General features: G+C 70.8%; 18 protein-coding genes. 7 read left to right on the top strand and 11 right to left on the bottom strand.

The window, feature by feature from the left end; translation table 11 throughout:
* Positions 1-1,062, top strand: a complete 1,062-nt coding sequence (locus tag VGC13_RS19390; protein ID WP_331126935.1) for a hypothetical protein — start codon at positions 1-3, stop codon at positions 1,060-1,062.
* Positions 1,063-2,000: 938 nt separating this feature from the next.
* A complete protein-coding gene (locus tag VGC13_RS19385) occupies positions 2,001-2,654 on the top strand; it encodes a hypothetical protein (RefSeq protein WP_331126934.1) in 654 nt (217 codons plus the stop codon).
* A gap of 157 nt (positions 2,655-2,811) precedes the next feature.
* On the opposite strand, the gene VGC13_RS19380 is transcribed toward VGC13_RS19385, so the two are convergent.
* The 3 genes from VGC13_RS19380 to VGC13_RS19370 form a co-directional block, all read right to left on the bottom strand.
* Positions 2,812-3,891, bottom strand: coding sequence for an exo-alpha-sialidase (locus VGC13_RS19380; RefSeq protein WP_331126933.1), 1,080 nt, complete (start codon positions 3,889-3,891; stop codon positions 2,812-2,814).
* Positions 3,892-4,371: 480 nt separating this feature from the next.
* Positions 4,372-5,736: an aminotransferase class I/II-fold pyridoxal phosphate-dependent enzyme gene (locus VGC13_RS19375; RefSeq protein WP_331126932.1), complete on the bottom strand. Its 1,365-nt coding sequence runs from the start codon at positions 5,734-5,736 to the stop codon at positions 4,372-4,374.
* A 519-nt stretch (positions 5,737-6,255) separates the two neighbouring features.
* Positions 6,256-7,587 carry an aminotransferase class I/II-fold pyridoxal phosphate-dependent enzyme gene (locus VGC13_RS19370; RefSeq protein WP_331126931.1) on the bottom strand — a complete coding sequence of 444 codons (1,332 nt, stop codon included), beginning with the start codon at positions 7,585-7,587 and terminating at the stop codon, positions 6,256-6,258.
* Between the two features lie 408 nt (positions 7,588-7,995).
* Between VGC13_RS19370 and idi the strand changes: the two genes are divergently transcribed.
* Both idi and VGC13_RS19360 read left to right on the top strand, forming a co-directional pair.
* Entirely contained in the window at positions 7,996-8,535 is a 540-nt protein-coding gene (gene idi / locus VGC13_RS19365; protein ID WP_331126930.1) for an isopentenyl-diphosphate Delta-isomerase, read from the top strand.
* Positions 8,536-9,298: 763 nt separating this feature from the next.
* Complete coding sequence (locus VGC13_RS19360) at positions 9,299-11,383, top strand: M3 family metallopeptidase (protein ID WP_331126929.1); 2,085 nt, start codon at positions 9,299-9,301, stop codon at positions 11,381-11,383.
* 158 nt (positions 11,384-11,541) lie between these two features.
* On the opposite strand, the gene VGC13_RS19355 is transcribed toward VGC13_RS19360, so the two are convergent.
* The 6 genes from VGC13_RS19355 to VGC13_RS19330 all read right to left on the bottom strand — a co-directional run bounded on the left by VGC13_RS19355 (position 11,542) and on the right by VGC13_RS19330 (position 19,410).
* Complete coding sequence (locus tag VGC13_RS19355; RefSeq protein ID WP_331126928.1) at positions 11,542-12,939, bottom strand: sigma-54 dependent transcriptional regulator; 1,398 nt, start codon at positions 12,937-12,939, stop codon at positions 11,542-11,544.
* Positions 12,940-13,048: 109 nt separating this feature from the next.
* Entirely contained in the window at positions 13,049-13,267 is a 219-nt protein-coding gene (locus VGC13_RS19350) for a hypothetical protein (RefSeq protein ID WP_331126927.1), read from the bottom strand.
* Entirely contained in the window at positions 13,264-13,704 is a 441-nt protein-coding gene (locus VGC13_RS19345; RefSeq protein WP_331126940.1) for a PIN domain-containing protein, read from the bottom strand. The genes VGC13_RS19350 and VGC13_RS19345 overlap by 4 nt, the downstream gene beginning before the upstream one ends.
* Positions 13,705-13,778: 74 nt before the next feature.
* Positions 13,779-16,208, bottom strand: a complete 2,430-nt coding sequence (locus tag VGC13_RS19340) for a serine hydrolase (RefSeq protein ID WP_331126926.1) — start codon at positions 16,206-16,208, stop codon at positions 13,779-13,781.
* On the bottom strand, positions 16,208-18,739 hold the full coding sequence (locus VGC13_RS19335) for a tetratricopeptide repeat protein (protein ID WP_331126925.1): 2,532 nt from the start codon (positions 18,737-18,739) through the stop codon (positions 16,208-16,210). The genes VGC13_RS19340 and VGC13_RS19335 overlap by 1 nt, the downstream gene beginning before the upstream one ends.
* 455 nt (positions 18,740-19,194) lie before the next feature.
* The gene (locus tag VGC13_RS19330) at positions 19,195-19,410 is read right to left on the bottom strand and encodes an MbtH family protein (RefSeq protein WP_331126924.1); all 216 of its coding nucleotides are present in this window, start codon (positions 19,408-19,410) and stop codon (positions 19,195-19,197) included.
* A 335-nt stretch (positions 19,411-19,745) separates the two neighbouring features.
* On the opposite strand from VGC13_RS19330, the gene VGC13_RS19325 reads away from it, so the two are divergent.
* The 3 genes from VGC13_RS19325 (at position 19,746) to VGC13_RS19315 (ending at position 22,781) form a co-directional block, all read left to right on the top strand.
* Positions 19,746-20,888: a glycosyltransferase family 1 protein gene (locus tag VGC13_RS19325; RefSeq protein ID WP_331126923.1), complete on the top strand. Its 1,143-nt coding sequence runs from the start codon at positions 19,746-19,748 to the stop codon at positions 20,886-20,888.
* Positions 20,885-21,991, top strand: a complete 1,107-nt coding sequence (locus tag VGC13_RS19320) for a lysylphosphatidylglycerol synthase transmembrane domain-containing protein (RefSeq protein WP_331126922.1) — start codon at positions 20,885-20,887, stop codon at positions 21,989-21,991. The genes VGC13_RS19325 and VGC13_RS19320 overlap by 4 nt, the downstream gene beginning before the upstream one ends.
* Before the next feature lie 85 nt (positions 21,992-22,076).
* Positions 22,077-22,781 carry an RNA polymerase sigma factor gene (locus tag VGC13_RS19315; protein ID WP_331126921.1) on the top strand — a complete coding sequence of 235 codons (705 nt, stop codon included), beginning with the start codon at positions 22,077-22,079 and terminating at the stop codon, positions 22,779-22,781.
* A 533-nt stretch (positions 22,782-23,314) separates the two neighbouring features.
* Here the strand turns inward: VGC13_RS19315 and VGC13_RS19310 are convergent.
* Together VGC13_RS19310 and VGC13_RS19305 are read right to left on the bottom strand one after the other, a co-directional pair.
* Positions 23,315-23,839 (bottom strand): GAF domain-containing protein, encoded by a 525-nt coding sequence (locus VGC13_RS19310; RefSeq protein ID WP_331126920.1) that lies wholly within the window; start codon positions 23,837-23,839, stop codon positions 23,315-23,317.
* On the bottom strand, positions 23,836-24,132 hold the full coding sequence (locus VGC13_RS19305) for a hypothetical protein (protein ID WP_331126919.1): 297 nt from the start codon (positions 24,130-24,132) through the stop codon (positions 23,836-23,838). Before VGC13_RS19305 ends, VGC13_RS19310 begins: the two co-directional genes overlap by 4 nt.
* Between the last annotated feature and the right edge of the window lie 68 nt (positions 24,133-24,200).

The raw sequence follows: 24,200 nt of genomic DNA, 5'->3' as shown, positions 1-24,200 counted from the left end.
ATGCAGAACCGCTTCTTCCGCCGGCTTGCCGCGCTGGCCGCCCTTCCGCTGCTGGCCGCGGCGTGCGACGGCGACGGGCCCAACACGCCCCGCATCGCCGAGCGGCTGGTGCTTACGGTGAACAGCGTCGAGAACTCGCTGTCGCTGGTGCCGGTGGACGGCGGCACGGGCACGCAGGCACGCGCGGTGGGGCTGGGCGCGCAGGGAACGCCCGTGGGCGTGTCGGCCCGCGGCGCGTACGCGGTGGTGCCGCTGGGCACCTACCCGTTCGCCGCGGTGGTGAACCTGCGCACCGGGACGCTGCAGACGCGCGTGGCCCTGCCGGCGCAGTCCGGCGCCACCGGCTCGGACTTCGTGAACGACTCCATCGCCGTGGTGGCCAACTCGGGGCGCAACACGGTGACGCCGGTCAACGTGCTGCGCGGCACGGCGGGGGCCGAGGTGCAGGTGGGCACCTATCCGCAGGCCATCGTGGCCGACGGCGCGCGGGTGTACGTGCTCAACGGCAACCTGGTCAACTTTGCCCCCGCCGGCCCGGGCTCGGTGACGGTGCTGGATGCGCAGCTGGGGGTGGTGCGCACGGTGCAGCTCAGCGGCGTCAACCCGTCCGCGGCGGCGTTCGTGGGCAACCGGCTGTACGTGCTGAACTCCGGCGCGTTCGGGGCCAACAACGGCTCGCTGTCGGTGATCAACCTGCAGACGCTGGCCGAGGAGTCGCACCACACCGGCTTCGGCGAGTTCCCGTCGTCCATCGCCGCGTCGCCCGGCGGCGAGCTGTACGTGGGCATCTACGGCACCGGCATCGTGGTGTGGAACCCGCAGACCCGCACCTTCCGCGTGCCGCTGACGGCGCCGCTCACGCCCGGCGGGTCGGGGATCGTGGCGGGGCTGGGCTTTGGCCCCTCGGGCCGGCTGCACACCGTGAACCCCGGCACCTGCCAGACCCCCGGCGTCATGCACCGCCTGACCGGCGACGCCACCGTGGACCGCACCGTCACCGTCGGCATCTGCCCGTTCGGCATCGCCTTCGCCGACGTTCCGGAGGCGGAGGAGGAGGACTGAAGGGGTGAAGGGTGAACGGGTGAACGGGTGAACGGGTGAACGGGGCGGGCGACACGCCTGTCCCGACTCGCGCACCCCAGAAATCTGTCATCCCGAGGCCCGGCCACACGGAACCGTCCGTTCGCCCGAGTGGTCGCAGGGCCGAGGGATCTACTCTCGGCCTGCTCGAACCCTGACGCGGCAGCCCGCACCGCACCCGCGGCCGTGCCACGGCCGGACAAAGCCGATGGCCCCGCGCGCCGGAGCCGGCTCCGAGCGGCCCGACGCTAGATTCCTCAGTCGCGCGCCGGGTCTGGCGGGCGGGAAGGGTCAGCGCGGCGCTCCTTCGGAATGACCGTTTTCGCGTACATCAGAAATATGTCATCCCGAGGCCCGGCCACACGGAACCGTCCGCACACGCAAGCGGCTGCAGGGCCGAGGGATCTACTCTCCGCCTGCTCGTGCCCTGACGCGGCAGCCCGCACCGCACCCGCGGCCGTGACACGGCCGGACGAAGCCGATGGCCCCGCGCGCCGGAGCCGGCTCCGAGCGGCCCGACGCTAGATTCCTCAGTCGCGCGCCGGGTCTGGCGGGCGGGAAGGGTCAGCGCGGCGCTCCTTCGGAATGACAGATTTTCGCGCACACCAGAAATCTGTCATCCCGAGGTCCGGCCACACGGAACCGTCCGCACACGCAAGCGGCTGCAGGGCCGAGGGATCTACTCTCGAACTGCTCGTGCCCTGACGCGGCAGCCCGCACCGGGCTCGCGGTCACGTCGGAGCCAGACAGAGCCTGCGCGGCCGACGAAAAGCAGCCTGCTTCAACCTCAATTAATCTCCAAGCGGCATAAGCATCAGCGGCCCGGCGGATCATCCGCCGGGCCGCACTGCTTTTCCGGAGGATGCGGATCGCGCAGATTGCCAGCATCCGCCCGCACGTCATCCCGCGCAGACCGCCGCATGGAGCCGCTGATCATCCCCATCCGCGACCGCCGGGTGATGCTTGCCCAGCGAATGGACCTGTTCGGGCACGGCGTCGCGGCGTTCGGTCTGCTTGCGGCGGCGATGGACACGCTCCCCGGCGCCAGCGCCGCGCAGACGGCGCTCGGGGCCGTGGAACTGGTGGGCGCCGCCGCGCTGGCCGGCGCCATCGTGCGCGAGGTGAGAGAGCGCGACGAGCACCGGCCCGCGGGCATCAGCTGGCTGAACCTGGCCGCGGCGGCGGTGCTCTTCATGGAGTGGTACGCGCGGTGGAGCGCTGGCGGCAAGCTGATTTCGCCGCCCCTGCTGAGCGGCGTGGTCGCGCTGGGGCTCGCCTTTCTGCACCCGCGCATCCAGCGCCGCCTGCGCGAAAAGTGGTCGCTGCGCGTGGACGACGACGGCATCTCCCTCCGCGCCGGCCGCTTTCGCCGCGCCGCCGCCCGCTGGAGCGAGCTACGCTCCATCGACGCCACCCCCGAATCCGTCCGCCTGGTCACCGCGGACGGCCGCGAGCAGCGCATCTCCATCCGCCTGGCCCGCAACCGCGACGGGATCGCCGCCGCCGTCACCGAGGCCGCGCGGCTCCACCTGCCTCTCTCGAATGACCAAAAGGAAGGCCTCACACAGAGTTAACGGAGTCAGCGGAGGTCTTCCCTCCGTTAACTCCGTTGACTCCGTGTGAGTTCCCCACCTGCTGCGCAGACCCTTGCGCAGGGAACTTGGCCCAGCAGTAGCGGCATCCGGCCCCGCCGTTGCCGGCTATTCCCTATTCCCTATTCCCTATTCGTCGCTACTGCACCGCCAGGTCCGGGTTCACCCAGATGTCGTAGTCGGAGCCGGCGGCGCGCTGGCGGCCCCAGGAAAGAATCACGTGGCCGGGCGTGGCGTGCAGGATGGGGTGCGGCTGCACGTCGTACTGGTCCGCGTCCGTGGTCAGCTTGACCGGCGCGCCCCACGCCGCCCCGTCGGTGGTGCGGTAGTAGAGGTTGTAGCCCGCGTCGCCCGCCACCGCGCCGTAGGTGACCAGAAAGCGCCCGTCGTGCAGCACGATGGGCTGCGAGTCGTGCGCGTTCTCCCCCTCGCTCACGGGCACGCGCGGCGTGCTCCAGTCGTACGGAGTGGCCGAGGTCCTGGCGTAGATGGCCATCTGCCCCCCCGGCCCGGTGGCCTGGAAGGTCACCATGTACATCCCGTCGCTCTCGCGCTTTGCCACGCGCGGCAGCATGGCGCTGGCCCCGTTGCTCACCGTGGTGCGCAGCCCGTCCCACGTGGCGCCGCCGTCCAGGCTGCGCGCGATGTGTCCCACGTACGCCGTGCCCGTGTAGCGCTGGTAGGCCATCGTCAGCGACCCGTCAGCCTCCAGGATCACGGACGGATTCATGTCGCCTGCGGTGGACCAGCCCAGGTTTACCGCGCCGTGCTGCGTCCACGTGGTGCCGTTGGCCGAGGTCGCGCGGTGGATGCGGTACGCGCCCTTGGCGTCGACCACGATGTAGAACAGGCTGAACGCGCCCGACGCGTGCTGCACCAGCGAGGGATGCCGCTCGTTCAGCTTGGTGCCCACGATCAGTGAGGGCACGCTCCACGTGGCGCCGCCGTCCGCCGAGGTGGAGACGAACAGGTCGCCCGAGTTGGTGCGCGCGGCCAGCCGCTCCAGCACGATCATCAGCCGGCCGTCGCGCGTGCGGATCAGGCTGGGCTGATAGTCGTTCTGCGTGCCCGCGTAGATGGGCGCGCCGCCGGCCGTAGCCGCGAGCACCGCCGCGCCGGCCTCCGCCGGGCCCAGCGCGCGAACGGGATCGTCGCCGCACGCGGCCAGCGCGCCGGCGGCAAGCAGCAGGGCCGCGAGACGAGGGGTGTGGTTGTGCATGAGACCTGGACGGGGGAAGGAAAGAAGATGCGTAGCGCGGCCGATCAGGGCCGCGCCGCGCCGAAAAGGCAAGCGCGGTGCCGGAGGTAAGGCGCCGCGCATGTGTTTGGGATGATGTAAGATAGGCGGATTTTGACCGCTCGTCCAGCCGCCGCGTGCGCACCGTGCGGGGGCGGCTCCCCGCTCCGTTCTTGTGCAGCAGAAGGACGCGGAGACCGTGGATGGACGATCATCCCGATCCGCCCAAAGACCTGTCTCATACCGAATCCGGGAAAACAACACCTTGATGGGTACAGAGGAACAGAGTCAGACAGAGGAGGCAAGATGATGTTTCAGCTCGCTTTCTCTGTCTGACTCTGTTCCTCTGTACGATCATTCTTTTTCAGGAGCCGGTATCACGCAGAAAAGCAGAGGACGCGGAGTCGTTCCTCTGCGTCCTCTGCTCCCTCTGTGTGAGACCCATCTTGTGCCGGGGCTGGATCAGAACGCCGAAACCAGCGTGGCGTCCTCCGGGGCCTGCGCCGGCTCCGGGGCGATGGCGAGCGGGCGCGGACCCTCGACCAGGTCGCGGGCCTCGTGGATGGCGTCGGCGACCACCGAGGCGGCGGCGTACGCCTGGCCCGGCGTGTGGCTGGCCATCACCTGCATGCGGAACCGCGAGCCGCTGATGGGCACCGCCGGGTACTCCACCATGTTCACGAACACGCCGCGCTCGAAGATGGCGCGCGCCGCCAGCCGCGCCACCGGGGCGTCGCCCACCGCCACCGGCACCACCGCCGACGGGTCACCGATGGTCTCGATGCCGCGCCGGTTCAGCTCGCCGCGCAGCGTGGTGGTGGCCGCCATCAGGCTGGCGCGCAGCGTGTCGCCCTCCGGCGAGCGGACGATGCGCAGCGACTCGCGCGCCACCGCCGCGCCCAGCGGCGACATCCCCGTCGAAAAGATGTGGGGGCTGCCGAACACGCGGATGAACTGCCGCACCGCCGGCGAGCGGGTGGCCAGGAAGCCGCCGTTGGCGCTGAAGGTCTTCGAGAACACCCCCATCACCAGGTCCACCTTCCCCAGCATGCCCTGCGCGCCGATGCTCCCCGTGCCCCGCGGCCCCAGCGCGCCGAAGTCGTGCGCCACGTCCAGCAGCAGCGTGGCGCCGTGCTCGTGGCAGATCGCCTGCAGCGCCTCGATGGCCGGCACGTCCGAATCCATGGAGAACAGCCCCTCGCTGATCACCAGGATGCCGTTGGCCGTGTCGCGCGCGCGGATCTTTCGCAGGTGCCGGCGCACCGCCTCGTTGTCCCGGTGGCGAAAGCGCACCACGTTGCGCGTCGCCGCGTTGGCGCCCGTCTGCAGGGAGGCGTGCGCCAGCGTGTCCATCACCACGTAGTCGTCGGGCTTGACCAGCGCGTTGATGGTGCCGAAGCCCGCAGCCCACCCCGTGGGGAACAGCACCACGTGCGGCGTCTCCAGCGCCTCGCCCACCGCGCTCTCCAGCGCCAGCGTGGCCGCCGAGTTGCCGCTCAGCATGCCGCTCCCCGAGCTGTGCAGCCCGTGCTCGCGAATGGCGCGGTGCGCCGTCTCGATGACCATGGGGTGCGTGGAAAGCCCCAGGTAGTCCTGCGACAGAAAGTTCAGCCCCACCGCGCCCACCCCCGTCTCGCTGCGCACGGCGCCGGCGGCGCGCGCCGGCGTGTCCAGGCTGCGCGAGTACGGCCACAGCCCCGCGTGCCGCCTTGCATCCTGCCACTCGAAGAAGGGCTCCGTGCGCGCCAGCAGGTCAGGGCCGGTGGGCTGCGCGTAGTTGGAGACGAAGTGGGTGTACAGGGGTGACGTAAAAAGGTCGCTCGACATGTAGGCTCCCGAGGGGGGGTGAAACGATGGCGGAGCAGGTCGGCACGCGCGCAAACAGGTGTCCCGGGCAGGTGCCCGGGCCGGAAATGCGCTCCCGGTATGGATGGGAGGTGATTTGTAGAAAAGTGCCGGAAGAACGTGCGGCTGCACGTGCGGCGGGACTCGTCCAAACTGTAACAACAAGCCCTGATGTCGTCAAGCGGGCGCTTCACTACACCACTTGCATTGCTCCGAAACCGAGGTGTTTACAGGGTTTATGAGCGATTTTGTCGCGTCGGGGACGCATGAAATGTTGTTCTCCCATTGGCGTATAAAGCACTGTTGCCGATCCAGTGAGATCTATTTGTCCAATGCGCACGTACAATGTCTCCAACCGCGCTGGCCTGCATCCGCACGGATTCGGAAGAAAAAACGGAGAAATCGCGGAATTCCGGTGCCTGTGCCCGGGGGGGCGCGAAGACGAAAACGCCCCGCCCGGCATCGGCCGGACGGGGCGCTTCAGGGCGGACGCCGGCGGAGCTACGCGGCGGTCTGCTGCAGGCCGGCGAACGGGACCGCGAACGCGTGCGGGCCCTCCACGAGGGCACGTGCGTCGTGGATGGCCTCGGCGACCACGGCCGCGGCGGCGCGCGCCTGCTCGCGCGAGTGGTCCGCCATCACCTGCATGCGGAACCGCGACCCGCGGAGGGGCACCGCCGGGTACTCCACCAGGTTCACGAACACGCCGTGGTCGAAGATCATCCGCGCCGCCACGCGCGCCACCGGTGCGCCGCCGATGGCCACCGGCACCACCGGCGACGGCGCGCCCAGGGTCTCGATGCCGCGCCGGTGCAGCTCGCCCCGCAGCGTGCCGATGTTCTCGAACAGCCGCTCGCGCAGCTCGTCGCCCTCGGCCGAGCGGACGATGCGCAGCGACTCGGTGACCACCGCCGCCTGCAGCGGCGACAGCGCGTTGGAAAAGATGTGCGGCCCCCCGAACACCCGCACGAACTGCCGCACCGCCGGCGAGTGCGTGGCCAGGAACCCGCCGTTGGAGCCGAACGTCTTGCTGAAGGCGCCCATCACCAGGTCCACCTTGCCCAGCATGGCCTGCGCGCCCACGCTGCCGGTGCCCCGCGGCCCCATGGCCCCGAAGTCGTGCGCCGCGTCCACCAGCAGCGTGGCGCCCCACTCGCGGCAGATGCCCTGCAGCTCCTCGATGGCGGGGACGTCCGAATCCATCGAGAACAGCCCCTCCGTCACCACCAGGATGGCGTTCTGCGCGTCGCGCGAGCGGATCTTGCGCAGGTGCCGGCGCACGGCTTCGTTGTCCAGGTGGCGAAAGCGCACCACGTTGCGCGTGGCGGCGGCGGCGCCGGCCTGCAGGCAGGCGTGGGCCAGCGTGTCCATCACCACGTGGTCGCCGGGCCGTACCAGCGCGGTGATGGTGGCGAACCCCGCGCCCCAGCCGGTGGAGAACAGCGCCACGTGCGGCATGTGCAGCGCCTCGGCCAGCGCGTCCTCCAGCACCAGCGACGGCGCCGTGTTGCCGCCCAGCATGGCGCTGCCGGCGCTGTGCAGCCCGTGGTCGCGCAGGGCGCGGTGCGCCGCCTCCACCACCCGCGGGTGCGTGGAGAGCGACAGGTAGTCCTGCGAAAGAAAGTTCAGCCCCACCGCGCCGGCGCCGGTCTCGCCGCGCACCGCGCAGGCGGCGCGCGGCGCGGCGTCCAGGCTGCGCGAGTACGGCCACAGCCCCGCCTGGCGGCGGGCGTCCTGCCACGCGAAGAACGGCTCCGTGCGCCCCAGCAGGTCCGGCCCGGTGGGCTGCGCGTAGTGCGAGACGAAGTGGGTGTACAGGGGGGATTCGAACATCTCGTGCGGCATGGAGCTCCCGCGAAAACGCGAAGGGCGAAAAAGAGGAGGACGCATCGCCGGCACGCGCGGACGGGCCGCATGCGCCGCCGGGGCGCGGCTGCCGAGTCGCTGAAAAGCCGGAAACCGCCGCGAAGAGAACCTCCGCGGCAACGAGGGAACCCGGGTGCGCGGCCGCACCCCCCTCTGGCATGTCGTGATTGGATACTGAATCTTACCCGAAGCTCGCGCTGGCGTCAACGGAACGAACCCCTGCGCGTGTCAGGATTTCTCCTACGCTCGCGTTTCATGACGAACGCGGCTCCGGCGCGGCGGTTGCGGGTATCAAACGTCGAAGGTTGGTACATGCTCCCGCCGGCGGCCGCCGGAAAGGGGGGAGTCCACGGAGGCGGGGAAGAGCCGGAGCGGATGGAAGAGCGCGTGGTGCTGGTGGACGAGAACGACGTCCAGGTGGGAACGCTTGAAAAGCAGCGCGCGCACCTGGAGGGGCGGCTGCACCGCGCCCTCTCCGTCTTCGTGCTGAACGCGCGGGGCGAGATGCTGCTGCAGCGCCGCGCCACGGCCAAGTACCACTCCGGCGGCCTGTGGACCAACGCCTGCTGCTCGCACCCGCGCCCCGGCGAGCCGGTGGACCAGGCCGCCCGGCGCCGGCTGCGGGAAGAGATGGGGATCGACAGCGCGCTGACGCCGCTGTTCGCCTTTACCTACCGCGCCGACGTGGGCGGCGGACTGGTGGAGCACGAGTACGACCACGTCTTCGCCGCCGAGTGGGAGGGCGACCCGGTGCCCAGCCCGGACGAGGTGGATGGATGGCGCTGGGCGGGCGTCGACGAGGTGGCCGACGAGGTGCGCCGCAGCCCGGAGGCGTTCACCCCCTGGTTCCGGATGGTCTTCGCCCGCCCGGACTGGCCGGAGCGGCTGCGCGCCCTCCACGCAGCCGCACGCTGACCCGTTCCACGACACGTCGCCCCACTTTCCGACAGTCGCTGTACCGTCCGCCCCGCCATGGAAGCCCGCGATGGGCCCGGACGCAGCGCATCCGCGCCCGACGGCAGGCAGAAGCGCGAGCTCGCCCCAGGAGCGAATGAATTCGCCGCTGGACGATCGCGAAGTCCGCCTTCGCGGACTGTAGCCGAGACCGTGGGGCGAGGCGGCGGAGTTCGAGGATCGCCCTGGGAGCGGACGCGCAGGGGCTGGGGATGCCGCACATAGCCGGGCCGCCGAGTCCGCGCAGGCGGACTTTGCGCCGTTGCAGCGGCGAATTCATTCGCTCCCGCTGGCGGACCCGGCCCGATCGGTCGGTATTTGGGCGCGCGTGTCGCTGCGATGCGGCGTGGCCCGGCGCGTGCGGGTGCCCGCGGCGCGCAGCGTGGGCCGAACCCGCGGTCCGCTCCGCGCTCGGCGCGATGAGGCCGGAAGACGTAGCCGGAGAACGTGGCCGGTCCGGCGCGGATGGGTCGCGGTACCCGCGTGAGGGATGCGCGCCCGCAGGGTCGAGACACCGGCGCGCCGTGCACGAACCGACGGAAACGGGCGGAACCCTGGCGCGCCGGGGGCTCGGCGCCGTTGGCAACAGCTGTATCGTTGCCTACGGCGCGCGCAGCCCGGCCCGGAGCGCAGCGGAGGGACACGCCCAAACCCAGCGGTTCCCCGTCCGTGCACCCCGCGCTCCCGATCCCGGCGCCGAAAACATGACCAACAAGAGCCCTCGATGACCGATACGATCGCCGCGCCCGCGGCCCTGGACGCCAACCCGCTGTTTTCCGGCGAAACGCCGGTCCCCTTTCACCGCATTCTCCCCGAGCACGTGGTGCCCGCCGTGCGCCAGGCGCTGGCCGACGCGCAGGCGGGCGTGGACGCGGTGGCGGCGCTGGCGGAGCCGCGGACGTACGCAAACACCATCCACGCGCTCGAGGAGATCGGCGAGCGGCTGGGGCGCGTGGTGCGGCCCGTCTCGCACCTGAACGCGGTGATGAGCTCGCCCGAGCTGCGCACGGCGTACGAGACGGTGCTGCCGGAGGTGTCGGCCTACTCCGCGCGCATTCCGCTGAACGCGGAGCTGTGGAGCGCCGTCCGCGCGTACGCCGCCACCGACGACGCCCGCGCCCTGGCCGGCGTGCGGCGGCGGCACCTAGACAAGGTGGTGCGCTCGTTCGAGCGCGCCGGCGCCGACCTGCCGCCGGAACGCAAGCAGCGGGTGGAGGCGCTGCGGGTGGAGATGTCGCGCCTGACCACCGAGTTCGCCAACCACGTGCTCGACTCCACCAACGCGTGGGAGCTGGTGCTGACGGACGAGGCGGAGCTGGAGGGGCTCCCGGACTCGGCGCGGGCGCAGGCCCGCGCGGCGGCGGAGGCCAGGGGGATCGACGGATGGCGGTTCACGCTGCAGCAGCCCTCGTACCAGCCGTTCATGCAGTACGCCGCCCGGCGCGACCTGCGCCAGCGCATCTACCATGCGTACATGAACCGCGCGTCCAGCGGCGAGCACGACAACCGCCCGCTCATCCGGCGCATCCTGGAGCTGCGCCGCGAGCTGGCGGAGATCCTGGGCTTTCGCGACTACGCGGACCTGGCGCTGGAAGAAAGCATGGTGGGGAGCGGCGCGCGCGCGGTGGCCTTCGAGGAAGACCTTACGGAGCGCACGCGGCCCATCTGGCTGCGGGAGATGGAGGGTCTGCAGGCCTTTGCCCGCGCGGAGCTGGGGCTGGACCCGCTGGAGCCGTGGGACGTGTCGTACGCCATCGAGCGGCTGCGGCTGGCCCGCTACGACATGGACGCCGAGCTGCTGCGCCCCTACTTCCCCATGGACCGCGTGCTGGAAGGGCTCTTTGGCCTTACCGAGCGCTTGTTCGGCGTGCGCGTGCGGCCGCGCGAGCTGGAGGCGGTGTGGCACCCGGAGGTGCGCTTCTACGACGTGGTGGACGAGGACGGCACGCTGCTGGGCAGCTTTTACACGGACTGGTTTCCGCGCGAGAGCAAGCGCGGCGGGGCGTGGATGAACGGCCTCGTCGTGGGCGGGCCGCGGGAGGGCGGGTGGAAGCCGCACCTGGCGCTGATGGCGGGGAACCTGTCGCCGCCGGAGGGGGGCCGCCCCGCGCTGCTCACCCACCGCGAGGTGCAGACGGTCTTTCACGAGTTCGGCCACCTGCTGCACCACGTGCTGTCGCGCGTGGAGGTGGGGGCGCTGGGGGGAACGCGCGTGCCCAGCGACTGGGTGGAGCTTCCGTCGCAGATCATGGAGAACTGGACGTGGGAGCGCCCGGCGCTGGACCTGTTCGCGCGCCACTGGCAGACGGGCGAGCCCATTCCCGAGGAACTGTACCAGAAGATGCGGGCGGCGCGCACCTTCATGGGCGCGCACCTGCAGATGAAGCAGCTCAGCTACGGCACGGTGGACCTGGAGCTGCACGTGCGCTACGACCCGGCCGTGGACGGCGACCCCGTGGTCCGGGCGCAGCAGGTGATGGAGCGCTTTGCGCCCCGCCCCGACTTCGCGCGCGACCACTTCATCACCGCGTTCTCGCACATCTTCAGCGGTGGGTACGCGGCGGGATACTACAGCTACATGTGGTCGGCGGTGCTCGAGGCGGACGCGTTCACCCGCTTTCAGCGCGAGGGGCTGTTCAACCGCGAAACCGGCCGCGCCTTCGTGGACGCGGTGCTCAGCCAGGGCGACGCGGAAGAGCCGGACGAGCTGTTCCGCCGCTTCATGGGCCGCGATCCGGACCCCGAGGCGCTGCTGCGCCGCGACCTGGGCCTGGACGAGGTCGCGGCGGAGGCGGACATCGCGTCCTGATCCCGAATTCGGAAAAACAACACCTTTTATGGGTACAGAGGAACAGAGTCAGACAGAGGAACCAGGCTGATCTTTCAGCTCGCTTCCTCTGTCTGACTCTGTTCCTCTGTACGATTGTTTTTTATGACCCCGTAACCGCCGGCGGATCCGCGGTCCCGCTACGCGGCGCCCGCGCCTTCGCCGGGCGCCTCGCGGGCAAGGCCCAGCGCGCGCAGCCGCTTCTGCAGGCTCTGGCGGTGCAGGTCGAGCGCGCGGGCGGTGGCGCTCACGTTGCCGCCCTGCCGCTCCAGTGCCGCCGCCAGGAACCGCCGCTCCCACGCGTCCACCGCCCGTTCGCGTGCCTCGGCAAAGGGCAGGTCCGCCAGGGCGGCGTCCACCGGGTCCACCGGTGCACGGCTCTCGGCCAGCTGCGGCGGCAGGTCGCCCGCTTCGACCCGCTCTCCCTCAGCCATCACCGCCGCCCGCTCCACCGCGTTGCGCAGCTCGCGCACGTTCCCTGGCCACCCGTACGACAGCAGCAGCCGGCGCGCCCCGTCGCTGAAGCCGAGAATGGGGCGCCGGTAGCGGCCGGCGAAGTGAGCCAGAAAGTGCAGCGCCAGCGGCATCACGTCCTCGCGCCGCTCGCGCAGGGGAGGGATGTGCAGCGGAATCACCTGCAGGCGGTACAGCAGGTCTTCGCGAAACGCGCCGCTGGCCGTCATCTGGTCCAGCGGCCGGTTGGTGGCGGCCACCACGCGTACGTCCACCGCCACCGGCCGGGTGGATCCCAGACGCGTGATCGTTCGCTCCTCCAGCGCCCGCAGCAGCTTGGCCTGCGCGGCGGGGGCCAGGTCGCCCACCTCGTCCAGGAACAGCGTGCCGCCGTCCGCGGCCTCGAACAATCCCTCCGCGTCCCGGTCCGCCCCCGTGAACGCGCCGCGCACGTGGCCAAACAGCTCGCGCTCCACCAGCTCGCCGGGAAGCGCGGAGCAGTTCAGGGCCACGAACGGGCCGGCGCGGCGCCGGCTCTCGTCGTGCAGCGCCCGCGCCACCAGCTCCTTCCCCGTGCCGCTTTCGCCGGTGACCAGCACGGTGGCGTCGGTGGGCGCCGCGCGGCGAACGACCCGCACCACCTCGCGCAGCGGCGCCGAGTCACCGATGAGCCCGCGGAACTCGCCGGCCAGCTCGCGCCGCAGCCGCGCGTTCTCGGCCCGCAGCGACAGCACCTCGCGCGCGCGGCGGACGAGCGCCCGGATCTCTTCGTTGTCGAACGGCTTGGGAACGTAGTCGTACGCCCCTTCGCGCAGGGCCCGCACGGCCGTGCGCTCGTCGCCGTGCGCGGTGACCAGGACGAAGAGGGTGTCCGGGTGGCGCGTCCGCACCTCCTCCATCAGCGCCAGGCCATCCATGGCGGGCATGGTGAGGTCGCTCAGCACCAGGTCCGCCGGCGCCTCGTCCAGGGCGGCGAGCGCCGCCGGCGCGTGCTCCGCCTCGCGCACGTCGTGCCCGTCGCTCTCCAGCAGCTCCGCCAGCGAGAACCGGATCGCCCGCTTGTCGTCAACGACCAGGATGCGCATCAGTGGGGGCGGAATGAGGGATTGGCGATGGAGAAAGCCCGCCGATTGCTCGACGGGCCTGCTGAGTGGTACAGCGCACGAGGCGAGAGCCGTAGAGCCGCGCTACCGCTCAACGTGAAGCGTCAACAGCCTGTCTGCGGCGAGCTTCCGCAAAGATCTCCTCGACGGAAAGATCGCGTTCGAGAACGTCGCGTTCTTCCGTATAGTTTCCGTTTCCAGCGGTGAACTGGCTGAGGAAGCGCAGCGTATTCGCTACGCCCATCTCACGGCTGAGAATGGCGATCGCCTCCTCGGTGATTTCCGACAACGGCTTCACGGTAGTACTCATCGCTGTACCTCCTGAATCAACTCTAACGGACTTACCGCCCGCGTCAAGCCGGTTTCCAATTTCTTGGCGCGGCGTAAGAACCTGTAGTCGCAGGTGCAGAAGAAGTCCACTCCCGCCTGCACCGCGCACGCCAGGTGTGCTGCATCAAGCCCCTTTAGCCCAAGCATCCGATACGACTGCGTGCGCTGATCTACGGCTTCGTCAATCTGAACGACTTCGGTGGCTAGCGCGAGCACCTGCGCACTTGCCCCTCGGCGCATACGGTTACGATTGCGCTCGTGCTCGATCTTCAACACGGCGGAGCTTACAAGTTCGACCTCACCAGCTTCGATGAGTGCAACCACTTCCGTGATCGCCTGCGCCTCCAGCCGAACGCGATCTTCCCGCATATCGTCGGTCGGCCGTTGGATCGTGCATGTGTCTAGATAGATACGCATGCACAGGAAGGTAAACAAAGCACACAGACGAGACAACGAGACTTCACCTGCCACCGCACGTAAAGATCAGGCGATCAGCAGCGTGCCAGAAACGGCTCCGCGATGCGCGCCACCACGTCCTCCGCGAAGTCGGCGGGGCCGTTGGCGAGGACGGCGACGGCGACGCCGTGGTCGGGATACAGGAGCAGAAAGGCGCGCAACTGGTGCGTGCGGCCGCCGTGGTGCACGATGCGGCGCCCCGCGGCGTCGCGGCCCGTGCGCCAGCCGATGCCGTAGCCGGTGTCGTCGCCCGCGGCGGTGCGCTGGGGAGTCCACATCATCTCCAGCGTTTCGCGCCGCAGAAAGCTCCCCTCGAGCAGCTGCCCGCCAAAGCGCGCCAGGTCGATGGCAGTGGACGTGAATCCGCCGCCCGCCCAGGTGCCGGCGTACTCCACGTACGGCGAGCGCGTGCAGCCGGCCGCCGTGCATCCGGTGTACTGAACGGCGCGCGCGGAATCGAGGTCCGTCAGCAGATCCACACCCGTGCTCTCCATCCGCAGCGGCGCGAAGACCTCGTCGCGCATCAGCGAGAGGAAGTCGCGGCCGGCGGCGGACTCCATGGCGGCGCTCAGCAGCACGAAGCCGTAGCTGGAGTACGCGTGGCGCGTTCTCGGCGCCGCGACCAGCGGATCGTCCGCGAAGATGGCCAGTGCCTCCGTCGCCGTTCGCGGCCGCGCCGCCCGCCCGAAGTCCTGGGGCCCGTAGTGGCGAATGCCGCCCAGGTGCCCGGCCAGCTGGCGCAGGGTGACCGGCGCGTCCTTTTCAGGAAACGACGTGGCGTAGCGCTGCACCGGCGCGTCCAGCTCCACCACCCCTCGCTCCACCAGCCGCATCAGCGCCGCGGCGGCCAGCGGCTTGGACACGCTGCCGATGCCGAAGACGGTGGACGGGGTCGCGCGGACGCTGTCTTCCACGTTCGACCAGCCGTACCCGGCGCTCCAGGTCACCTCTCCGTCCGTCGCCACGGCCACCGCCAGCCCCGGCACCCCCGCCGTTTGCCACAGCGCGTGCGATCGCTCCGCCGCGATGGTGCAGGGTGGGGGCACGGCCGTCTGCGCGTGCAGGGGCATGGCGAAGGCGGCCAGCACCAGCGCGGCGCCTCCCGCCGCGCGCGCCGGCTCCAGCGTCCGCCCCTGGTCCGCCGGGACGGCGGTGGGGATGACGATGCGGAACTCGGCGCCGCCGCCGGGGGCATCGTCCACCTCGGTCGTCCACCCCTCCTCCCGCGCCACGCGGCGCACCACGGCGAGGCCCAGCCCGGTGCCGCCGCCGCCGGTGTGGAACGGCTCCCAGATGCGCTCGCGCTCCCCGGGCGGCACGCCGGGGCCCCCGTCGCGCACCGTGATCGTCGTCCCGCCGTCGGCGGTCCGCGCGGCCAGGGCGACGGTGCCGCCGGCGGGCGTGTGCTCCACCGCGTTCAGCAGCAGGTTCAGCAGCGCCTGGGCAAGCGGCTCGCGGGCGGAGTGCGCCGTGGCCCCATGCGCATCCACCAAAATGCGGACGCCCGCCCTGTCCGCGCGGCCGGTGACCAGCAGCGCCAGGTCGTCGAAGAGCGGGGACAGCGGCGTGCGCGCGTCCGCATCCCGCACCCGCGGCGCCCGCTTCGCGATGCCCAGCAGGTTCGCCACCAGGCGCTCCACGCGGCCGACTTCCTCCAGGATCACGGAGGCGTAGCGGCGGCGCTTGTCTTCGGGGATCTCTTCCTCCGCCAGCCGCTGGGCCAGCGAGCGCACGCCGGTGAGCGGGTTGCGGATCTCGTGCGCCAGCGAGGCACTCAGCTCGCCCACGACCGCCAGGCGCTCCTGCTCGGCCGCCGCGGCCGCCAGCTCGCCGGTGCGCACGGCGCGGATCTCGATGTCGTAAAAGCGCAGCCGTGCCACGCCGTAAAAGAGCAGCCCCTGGATCCACACCATCGCCAGCGGCATGACGAAGACGGTGGTTTCGCCGCGCGTCAGGATGCCGCCCAGCACGCCGACCGGCATCACCATCGTCATCAGGATCAGCACCGTGCGGCCGATGCGCTTTTCCCGCGGGCTTCCGGGATCGCGCTTCATCTTCCGCACGAACAGCCAGCTGGCCACGCCCCACGCGCCCACGGTCCACGCCAGCAGCACCAGCTCCGACTCGCGCGCGCCGACGGACGCCAGGTCCAGCGGCAGCAGCGCCAGCCCCAGGAGGATGGCCGCCACCGCGCCGCGGGCGGACCCGCGGTTCTCATGGATGGAAAAGGCCAGGAACAGCCCCGGCGCCATGTGCACCGCCCCGCTGACCACGGGCCCCAGCCGGTCCCAGCCGTCCGTGGCGTACGCCCACCCCTGCGCGGCCAGCCACACCATCAGCGAGAGCTGAAAGAGGGAGAACCAGCGTACGGACGAGGCGCGCGGGTTGAAGAGCAGCAGCAGCGCGGTGCCCGTGAAGGTGACGCCCAGCGCAAAGAACGCCACCGCCGCGGCGAGCGTGTTCATCAGAAGGTGAGCCCCAGGCCCAGGACGAGGGTGCGTTGCGAGAAGTACGAGAGCGTCGGGCGGCGCTCCGCGTAGCCGGCGCCGTAGGTATACCCCGACACGTTCTTCGTGTCCAGAAGGTTCAGCGTTTCCAGGTACACCACGCCCACGCCCGCGCGCATGGGGAGGTAGCGCGTGACCCGCGCGTCCAGCCGCCGGTAGGTGGGGAGCCGCGCCCCGTTCGGCGCGCCGTAGACGGGGGCCACGCGGCCGTCCGGGCCCTCGCGGCCGCCGGTGATGTCGGTGAACGGCTTTCCGGATCCAATGCGCAGCGTGCTCCCCAGCTCCCAGCCGGGCCGGAAGCTCCAGCGCGCCACCGCGGTCAGCGAGTGGCGCACGTCCACCGCGCCCGGCGCCGTGCGCCCGTCCTCCAGCTCCACCTGTCCATCGAGGTACGAGTAGGTGATCCACCCGTTCAGCCGGCGCTGCTCGCTCCAGCGCACGATGGCGTCCACCCCCGCCACGCGCCCCGCCTCGATCCGCGGCCCGTCCCCGTCCGCCACGTAGCCGGCGTAGCGCTTCACGTAGCCTTCCACCTTGAGCGACGGCTCGCCGCCCCGCTCCGCGCCGACGACGAGGTGCCGCGCGGCCGTCGGCGTGCCCGCGGGGGCGCCGGCGTCCGGCACGCGGTACCGGGTGCGCCAGCGCCCCTGGTGAAACACGCCGCCGCCCAGCCGCAGCGTCCAATCACCCGCGCGATACGCCAGCGCCAGGCGCGGGTCCGCGCTCCATGCGTCTTCCCCCGGCAGCCGGTCCGCGCGCATCCCCGCGATCACCGCCAGTGAGGATGAGAGGGCGCGCTCCGCCTCCACGTAGCCGCCCAGGTGCCGCGCGTCCTCGCCCGTGTCCAGCGCATCCGCGGGCGAGCCGGGGGCAAGGCGGTCGGTGGAGGGGACGATGCCGGCCTGCGCGTTGTCCATCCACGCCCCCTCCGCGCCGAAGGAGACGCGCCCGCCGCCCGCCAGCGACACGTCCGCGTCCACCCGCGCCGTGGCGCCGCGGTCCGTGCGCTCGCGGTCCAGCACGCCGAAGCGAAAGCGCGTCTGCCGGCGCGACGCGCTGACGGCGCCGCGCACCGCCACCCGCGCCTCGCCCAGCAGCGTCCGCCCGCTGAGCGCGGCCAGGCGGTTGGAGCCCTGGCTGCGGAATGGGCCGGAGTAGCCGTACGCGTCCACCTCGCGGGCCAGCGCGTCCTCGTCGGCCATCGCCGTCAGCTTGACCTCGGTCCCCGCGCGCGGCTCCCACACCATGCCCGCCATCCCCTCCAGCGCGGCGGGCGCGCGCGCGAACTCGTCCGCCCGTCCGTGCATCGCCAGCATCAGCCGGGCGTCCGTGCCGCGGATGGTGCCCCACGCACCCAGGCTGGGCGTCATCGGCAGGCGCAGGCTGGTGCCCAGCTGCACGGTGTTGGCGTTCACCGCCAGCGTCCGCGTGCCCGGCCGGCCGATGGTGCGCACGTCCAGCACGCCGGAAAGGGCGTCGCCGTAGCGCGCGGAAAAGCCGCCGCTGCTGAAGTACGCCGCGTCCAGCACCTGGCTGTCCAGGATGCCGAAGGTCGATCCGTTCAGCGTCTCGTAGCGCCCGGGATAGAACAGCCGTGCGCCGTCCACGAACACCGGCGCCTCGGCGGGGTCGCCGCCGCGCACGTACAGGTCGCTCCCCTCCGCGGCGCGGGTGGCGCCGGGCGCGGTCTGAAACGCCTGCATCACGTCCGCCGTCCCGCCCGGCGTGGTCAGCACGTCCACCCGCTTCAGCGCGACCGCGCTGCGCGTGTCGTCCATCCGCGTGCCCGCCTCCACGGTGATCGCCTCCATCACCACCACCCGGCTGGAGTCCCGCGCCGCGGGGGCGGAGGCGGACGCGCCGCCGCCCGTCCCCAGCTTCTCGGCGAAGCGCCCGTCCGCCGGAAAGAGCGCCGCCCCGCGCCGCCAGAGCGCCGCCGCCTCGTCCGTGCGGCCGGTGCGGCGGTACAGGTCCCCCAGGGCCAGGTACGTCTCCGCGAAGTGCGGCTGCGCCCCGTCCCCCTGCTGGCGCATCAGGATCTCCAGGTGGCGGATGGCGTCCGGCGTGCGCCCCAGGAACTCCGGCGTGTGAAAGTGGTTCATCGCCAGGGAAAAGCGCGCCTCCCAGTGCGTGGAATCGATCTGCAGCGCCTCTTCCAGCAACCCGTTCGCCTGCCCCACCAGGGCGCCCGCGCCCATCATGTCGGCGAAGGGGATCTCGCACCGCACGCGGACGGCGGCCAGGCGCACCCGCGGCTCCACCCCGCGCGGCTCCGCCTGCATCCATTCGCGCAGCAGCGCCGTCGCCTGCGCACTGGCGGGCCGCGCCGCCGCCTCGTCCTTTCGCGCACCGGCGGCCGTGCACTCCGCCACCGCCGTGCGTGCCTGCGCCGCCTTTTCCGCCGGGAACGCCTGCGCCCCCGCCTCCCCCGCCAAAAGCGCCAGCGCCGCCATCACGCCCGCCGCGCCGAGAATGGTCTTGCTCCGCATGGTCCTGCTCCGGTTGATTTCGGTCGATGTCGATCGCGTCCTGCGCCAGCCACCAACGCAACCGCGGGACCGGAGCCGCCTGAAATCTAAGTCCTTGTTATATAGAGATTTGTATGGATTCTCCCACTGCGCTGGGTGCAGCCGGGCGGCTCCAGGTGCAGCCCGGCGGCTGCACCCCGGCGCGGCAGGGGCCGCATCGTCGCCGGCACTCAAGCCGATCGAGTAACTTCACCGAATGCGGAAAAACAACGGATGGGGGTACAGAGGAACAGAGTCAGACAGAGGAACCAAGCCGATATTTCAGTTCGCTTCCTCTGTCTGACTCTGTTCCTCTGTACGATCATTCTTTTTGAGGATCGGGGATGAGGCCGCTCTTCCGTAGAGCCTGACAAATGCATCGGCCCCCTCCCGCGTGGCGAGAGGGGGCCGTGGCCCATCCGGAAACGGAAAGTGGATCAGACGCCCGCGGCCGCCATGCTTTCGCGCAGGCTGCGGGGGCGCATGTCGGTCCACACCTCTTCGATGTAGGCCAGGCACTCCGCCTTCAGCCCGGTCTTGCCGGCCGCCGTCCACCCCAGCGGAAGCTCTCGCCCCGCCTCCCAGATGGAGTACTGCTCTTCGTCGTTCATTACCACCGCGTAAAGGGTGGTATCCTCGCGCTCGTCGTTCATTGCTGCCTCGGTGTGGGACGATGGGGGCTGGAGCCGAGGCGAGAGTGAATCGCGCAGCGCGGCCAAAATCACATTCAGTGTCGGATTTGGTATTTTAGCACAGCCGGCCTTTTGCATCAAGGGTGATGAGGGGACGAGCGGCATCCCCCGCACCCGCGCCGGTGCCGGGTGCGTGGCCGTTCGGCGGCCCGCGTCCGGCTTCCGCGGCGGGCACTCTGTCACCATCGGCCCCCGGCTCTTAGATTGCCCGCGGCTTCCCACCCCCATCCACCAGCAGCATCGCCGGTGCATCCATCACGGCAGGCGCAGCACGGGACCCGCAGCGGGACGGGCGAATGAAGGTGGTGTACTTCACCGAAAGCCTGCTTCCCCACGTGGACGGCGTGTCGCGCACGCTGGCGCAGCTCTTCGGGTTCCTGGAGCGGAACGGAATCGACTTCCGCGTCCATTCGCCCTTCGTCCCCGGGCCGGAGGTGTCGTGGAGCGGACGCGTGCGCCCCGTGCGGTACGTGCGCTTTCCCCTGTATCCCGACTACCGCGTCACCCTGCCGCGCCTGGGTGGCATTGCGCGCGAGCTGGACGCGTGGAAGCCGGACCTGGTGCATCTCGTCAGCCCGACCCCGATGGCGTCGCGGGCGCAGGCGTGGGCGCGCCGGCGGGGGATCCCCGTCGTCAGCAGCTTTCACACGCACTTCGTCAGCTACTTTCGCTACTACGGCGTTCCCTGGGCGGCGGGGTTCGGGTGGCGGATGCTGCGGCGGTTCTACGAAAAGTGCGAGCGCGTCTACGCCCCCTCCGACAGCATCATCGCCGAGCTGGCGGAGCACGGAATCACCAACACCGAGCTGTGGTCGCGGGGCATCGACCTGGCCCGCTTTTCCCCGGACCACCGCGACGCGGAGCTGCGTGCCTTGGCCGGGGCGGATGAAGACACGCCCGTTCTGCTGATGGTCAGCCGCCTGGTAAAGGAAAAGGACATGGCCGACCTGGTGCAGATGGACCGCATCCTGCGGCAGCGTGGAAACCGGCACCGCCTGGTGCTCGTAGGGGAGGGCCCGATGCGCGGCGAGCTTCAGGCCGCGCTGCCGGACGCGTACTTCGCCGGCCACCAGTCCGGGGACGGCCTGGCGCGGTGGTACGCATCGGGCGACGTGTTCGTCTTTCCCTCCACCACCGAGACCTTCGGCAACGTGGTGCTCGAGGCCCAGGCGTCCGGCCTCCCCACCGTCGTGGCCGACAAAGGCGGGCCGCCGGACCTGGTGCGGCCGGGGGAAACCGGCTTCATCGCCCGGGCCAACGACCCGGCGGACCTCGCCGCAAAGTGCGAAGGGCTGCTGCGCGACGCGGAGCAGCGCGCGCGGATGGGGCGGCAGGCGCGCGACGCGGCACGCGAGCGCGACTGGAGCGCCATCAATGGAAGGCTCACCGAAAGCTACCGCCGCGTGATCGGCCGCCACCGCCCCGCCCCGCGCACATGAAGCCCAGCACCGCCCCACCCGACCCGAGCGAGAACGGAGGCCTTGGCCGCAGCTTCGACCGCGTGCTGCGGACGGCGCTGTTCCTGGTGCCGTTCGGCGTGCTGGGCAACCTGGCGCTCAGCTGGTTCGCCACCGACCACGACGTGCTGCGCAACCTGGGCGACCTGGACCGGCGCTACCTGTACCTGGCGCTGTTCCTGGCCCTGTTTCCCTGGGTCACCAACACCCTGCGGCTGCTGATCTGGGCCCGCTTCATCGGCCACCGCGTCAGCTTTCGCGACATGTTCCGCGTGACGCTGGGCGCGGAGCTGTCGTCCTCGGTCTTTCCCACCAGCTCCGGCGGCGAGGTGTTTCGCTGGGGGATGATGGTGCAGAAGGGGATCTCGCAGGGGCACGCCGCCTCCATCGTCACGCTGGGCTACATCGAGGACATGCTGTTCTTCGGCGTGGCCATCCCCCTGTCCATCTTCCTCTCCCGCGCGTGGGACCTCCCCGTGCTGCGGATGCTGGGGCGGCAGGTGCGGGGGCAGGCGCTGCTGGTGATCGTGGTGGCGGTGCTGGTCATCGTCGCCCTGCGGCTGCTGTTCAAGGCCGCGCTGCGGGGCTTTCTGGGCGAGGCCGTGCGCCGCCGCGGGCTGCGGATGGCGGGGCGCTTCAAGCGCAAGTCGCGGCGCACCTGGCACGACTTCCGAAGCGTGCACGAGCTGGTGATCGCGCGGGGCAAGAGCCGCTTCGCCCTTACCTACCTGATCACCGCCGTGCAGTGGACCTGCCGCTATTCGGTGGTCACCGCCCTGGCGTACTTCCTGGGCGCGCGGGTGGACCCGGTGATGTTCTTTCTGCTGCAGTGGGTCATCTTCACCGCGATGATGTTCATTCCCACCCCCGGCGCGTCGGGCGGGGCCGAGGCGGCGTTCTACCTGGTGTACCAGGCGCTGCTCCCCGCCGGGCTCATCGGCATCGCCACGGCGGGGTGGCGCATGCTTACCTTCTACTTTCAGCTGGCGCTGGGCTCCATCATCTTCCTGGCCTTCAACATCGCCGACGCGCGCACGCGGGCGCGCCGCCGCCAGGACGGGGGGCAGTCGCCGGCGGACGCGTAAACATCAGATTAGCAACGGGTTAACCGCGAGAGGCACGTGGTGCGGACCCTCGACAAATGTACCTGGACAGGTTACATTATATCCCATGAAGACGACCATCGACCTCAGCAGCACGGCAGCGCTCTTCGAAGCGCCGAAGCACGCCCCCACGGGCGTGCGGCCGGACCGCATGCGTCTTGGCAGCCGCCAGCCCGAGGCGCCGGTGCTGCACGATATGGCGGACGAGGACCTGTTCCAGCGGTACACGCAGGGCGAGGAGGCGGGTTTCCGCGTCCTGGTAGAGCGCTACGAGCCCCGCATCCAGGGGTTCCTGCGCAAGCGTCTGAACGACGAGGAGCGCGTGGCCGACCTCACGCAGGACACCTTCCTGCGCATTCACCGCGCGCGTGAAAGCTACGATCCGGCGCGCAAGTTCTCGACGTGGATCCACACGATCGCGAACAACCTGCTCAAGAACGAGTTCCGCAACCGCTCGCGCCGGCGCGAGACGGCGTTCAGCGAGCTGCGTCCCGAGAGCACGGCGTCGGGCGCGCCGGCCCGGCCGGTGGAGTTCGCCAGCGGGGCGGCGGACCCGTCGCGCGAGGCGTACCGCAGCGAGCTGCGCAAGGCCATCGACGCGGCCATCGAAAAGATGGACGACCACCACCGCATTCCGTTCGTGATGCGCGAGGTGGAGGACCGCACGTACGAGGAGATCGCCGAGGAGATCGGGATTCCGGTGGGCACCGTCAAGAGCCGCCTGAACCGCGCGCGCAACTCCTTCCGCACGCTTCTGCCCGTCCCGGTGTGATCCGGCGGCGGCCGGGGATCCGGTAGATCGGATTAGTTTAGATAGAAACGGCCCGCCTCGACACCCTGTCGAGGCGGGCCGTTTCTTGTCTCCGACGCGCGCGCGGATGAGCGGGTAAACCCGCTGCCGGGAAATCGACAAGCCCCGTCTCGGCTCGTTGCACTCGCCGAACGGGGCTTCAACTTCTGGAGGTTCGCCGACGTTCATCCGATCCGACACCGGCTGACGTCAGGCTGGTATCAGGCCACTACGCCCAATCTGTCATTCCGAAGGAGGCGCCGCGGGGAACCGTCTCTCGACGTTTGCTCTGGCACCGACTGAGGAATCTGCTTTCGGGCTGCTCGCGGCAGCCGCCGGGCCTCGGACCGTCAGCCGCGTCTGGTTGCGGGCGCGCAGGTGCGGGGGACGCCGCATGCCGCCTGGCCGCCGAGTCCGCGCAGGCGGACTTTGCGCAGTTCCAGCGGCGAATTCATTCGCTCCTGGAGGCGGGCGGCACGACCTCCAGATCCCTTTGCGTCATCCCGCCGAACGGATCACCCCACCGCGGCCGCCTTGGCTCGCCGCAGCTCCTCGATCCGGTCCATGGCCTTTTTGGCCAGCCCGCGGAGCAGGTCCAGGTCCGCCTCGCTGAACGAGCGCGCCTCGTAGCCGATCACGCACAGCGTGCCCAGCGTGTGGCCGTTGGCGGTCACCAGGGGAATGCCCGCGTAGCAGCGCAGGTTCTCGATGGTGACCAGCGGGTTGTCCTTCACCAGCGGATGCGTGGTGGCGTCTTCCACCACGAACGGCTGCCCGCTCTGCACGGCGTTGGCGCAGAACGACCACTCCACCGGCGTGCCGTGCGCCTCGGCCATCCACCCGGTAAGCCCGTGCTCCGCCGCAAAGTACTGCGCCTCGCCCATCACGATGCTCACCAGCGCCGTGGGCAGCTTGAGCGCCGCGGCCGCCTCTTCCGCCGTCCGCTGCAGGATGCCGTCCACTTCGGGCGGGGCGAGCCCCAGCGCGGCGATCTCCGCCAGGCGCGCGGGGTCGCGCAGCACGTCGCCGCCGTCCGTCATGCTCCGCCTCCCGCGCGCATCTGCGTCTTTTCCAGCAGGCGGTACGTGCGCAGCCGGATCACCAGCGAGTTCCCGATCACTCCCGCCACCCCCTCCTGCGCCGCCAGCACCCGGGCCGCCCGCTCCAGCTCGTCCACCCCCAGGTTTCCGCTGGGCACGCCGGCCTCGCGGCAGGTGGCCACCCACAGCTGCGCCGCGCGGTCCGGCCCCAGGGCGCGCGCAAGAAAGCCGAGCGCGTCCTGCTCGGAGGGGGGCGACAGCGCGTAGCCGGGAATGGGGTGGGGCGTGGTCATGGTCCGGGGATGAGGATCGATGGGGAGAGCGAGTCTACGCGACCCGGCCGCCGTCGTCAACCGTGGGG

It is taken from the genome of Longimicrobium sp. (assembly GCF_036399255.1).
Lineage (GTDB): Bacteria > Gemmatimonadota > Gemmatimonadetes > Longimicrobiales > Longimicrobiaceae > Longimicrobium.
The sequence above is the reverse complement of the archived record's forward strand: the minus strand, read 5'-3'. Positions and strand labels throughout refer to the sequence as shown.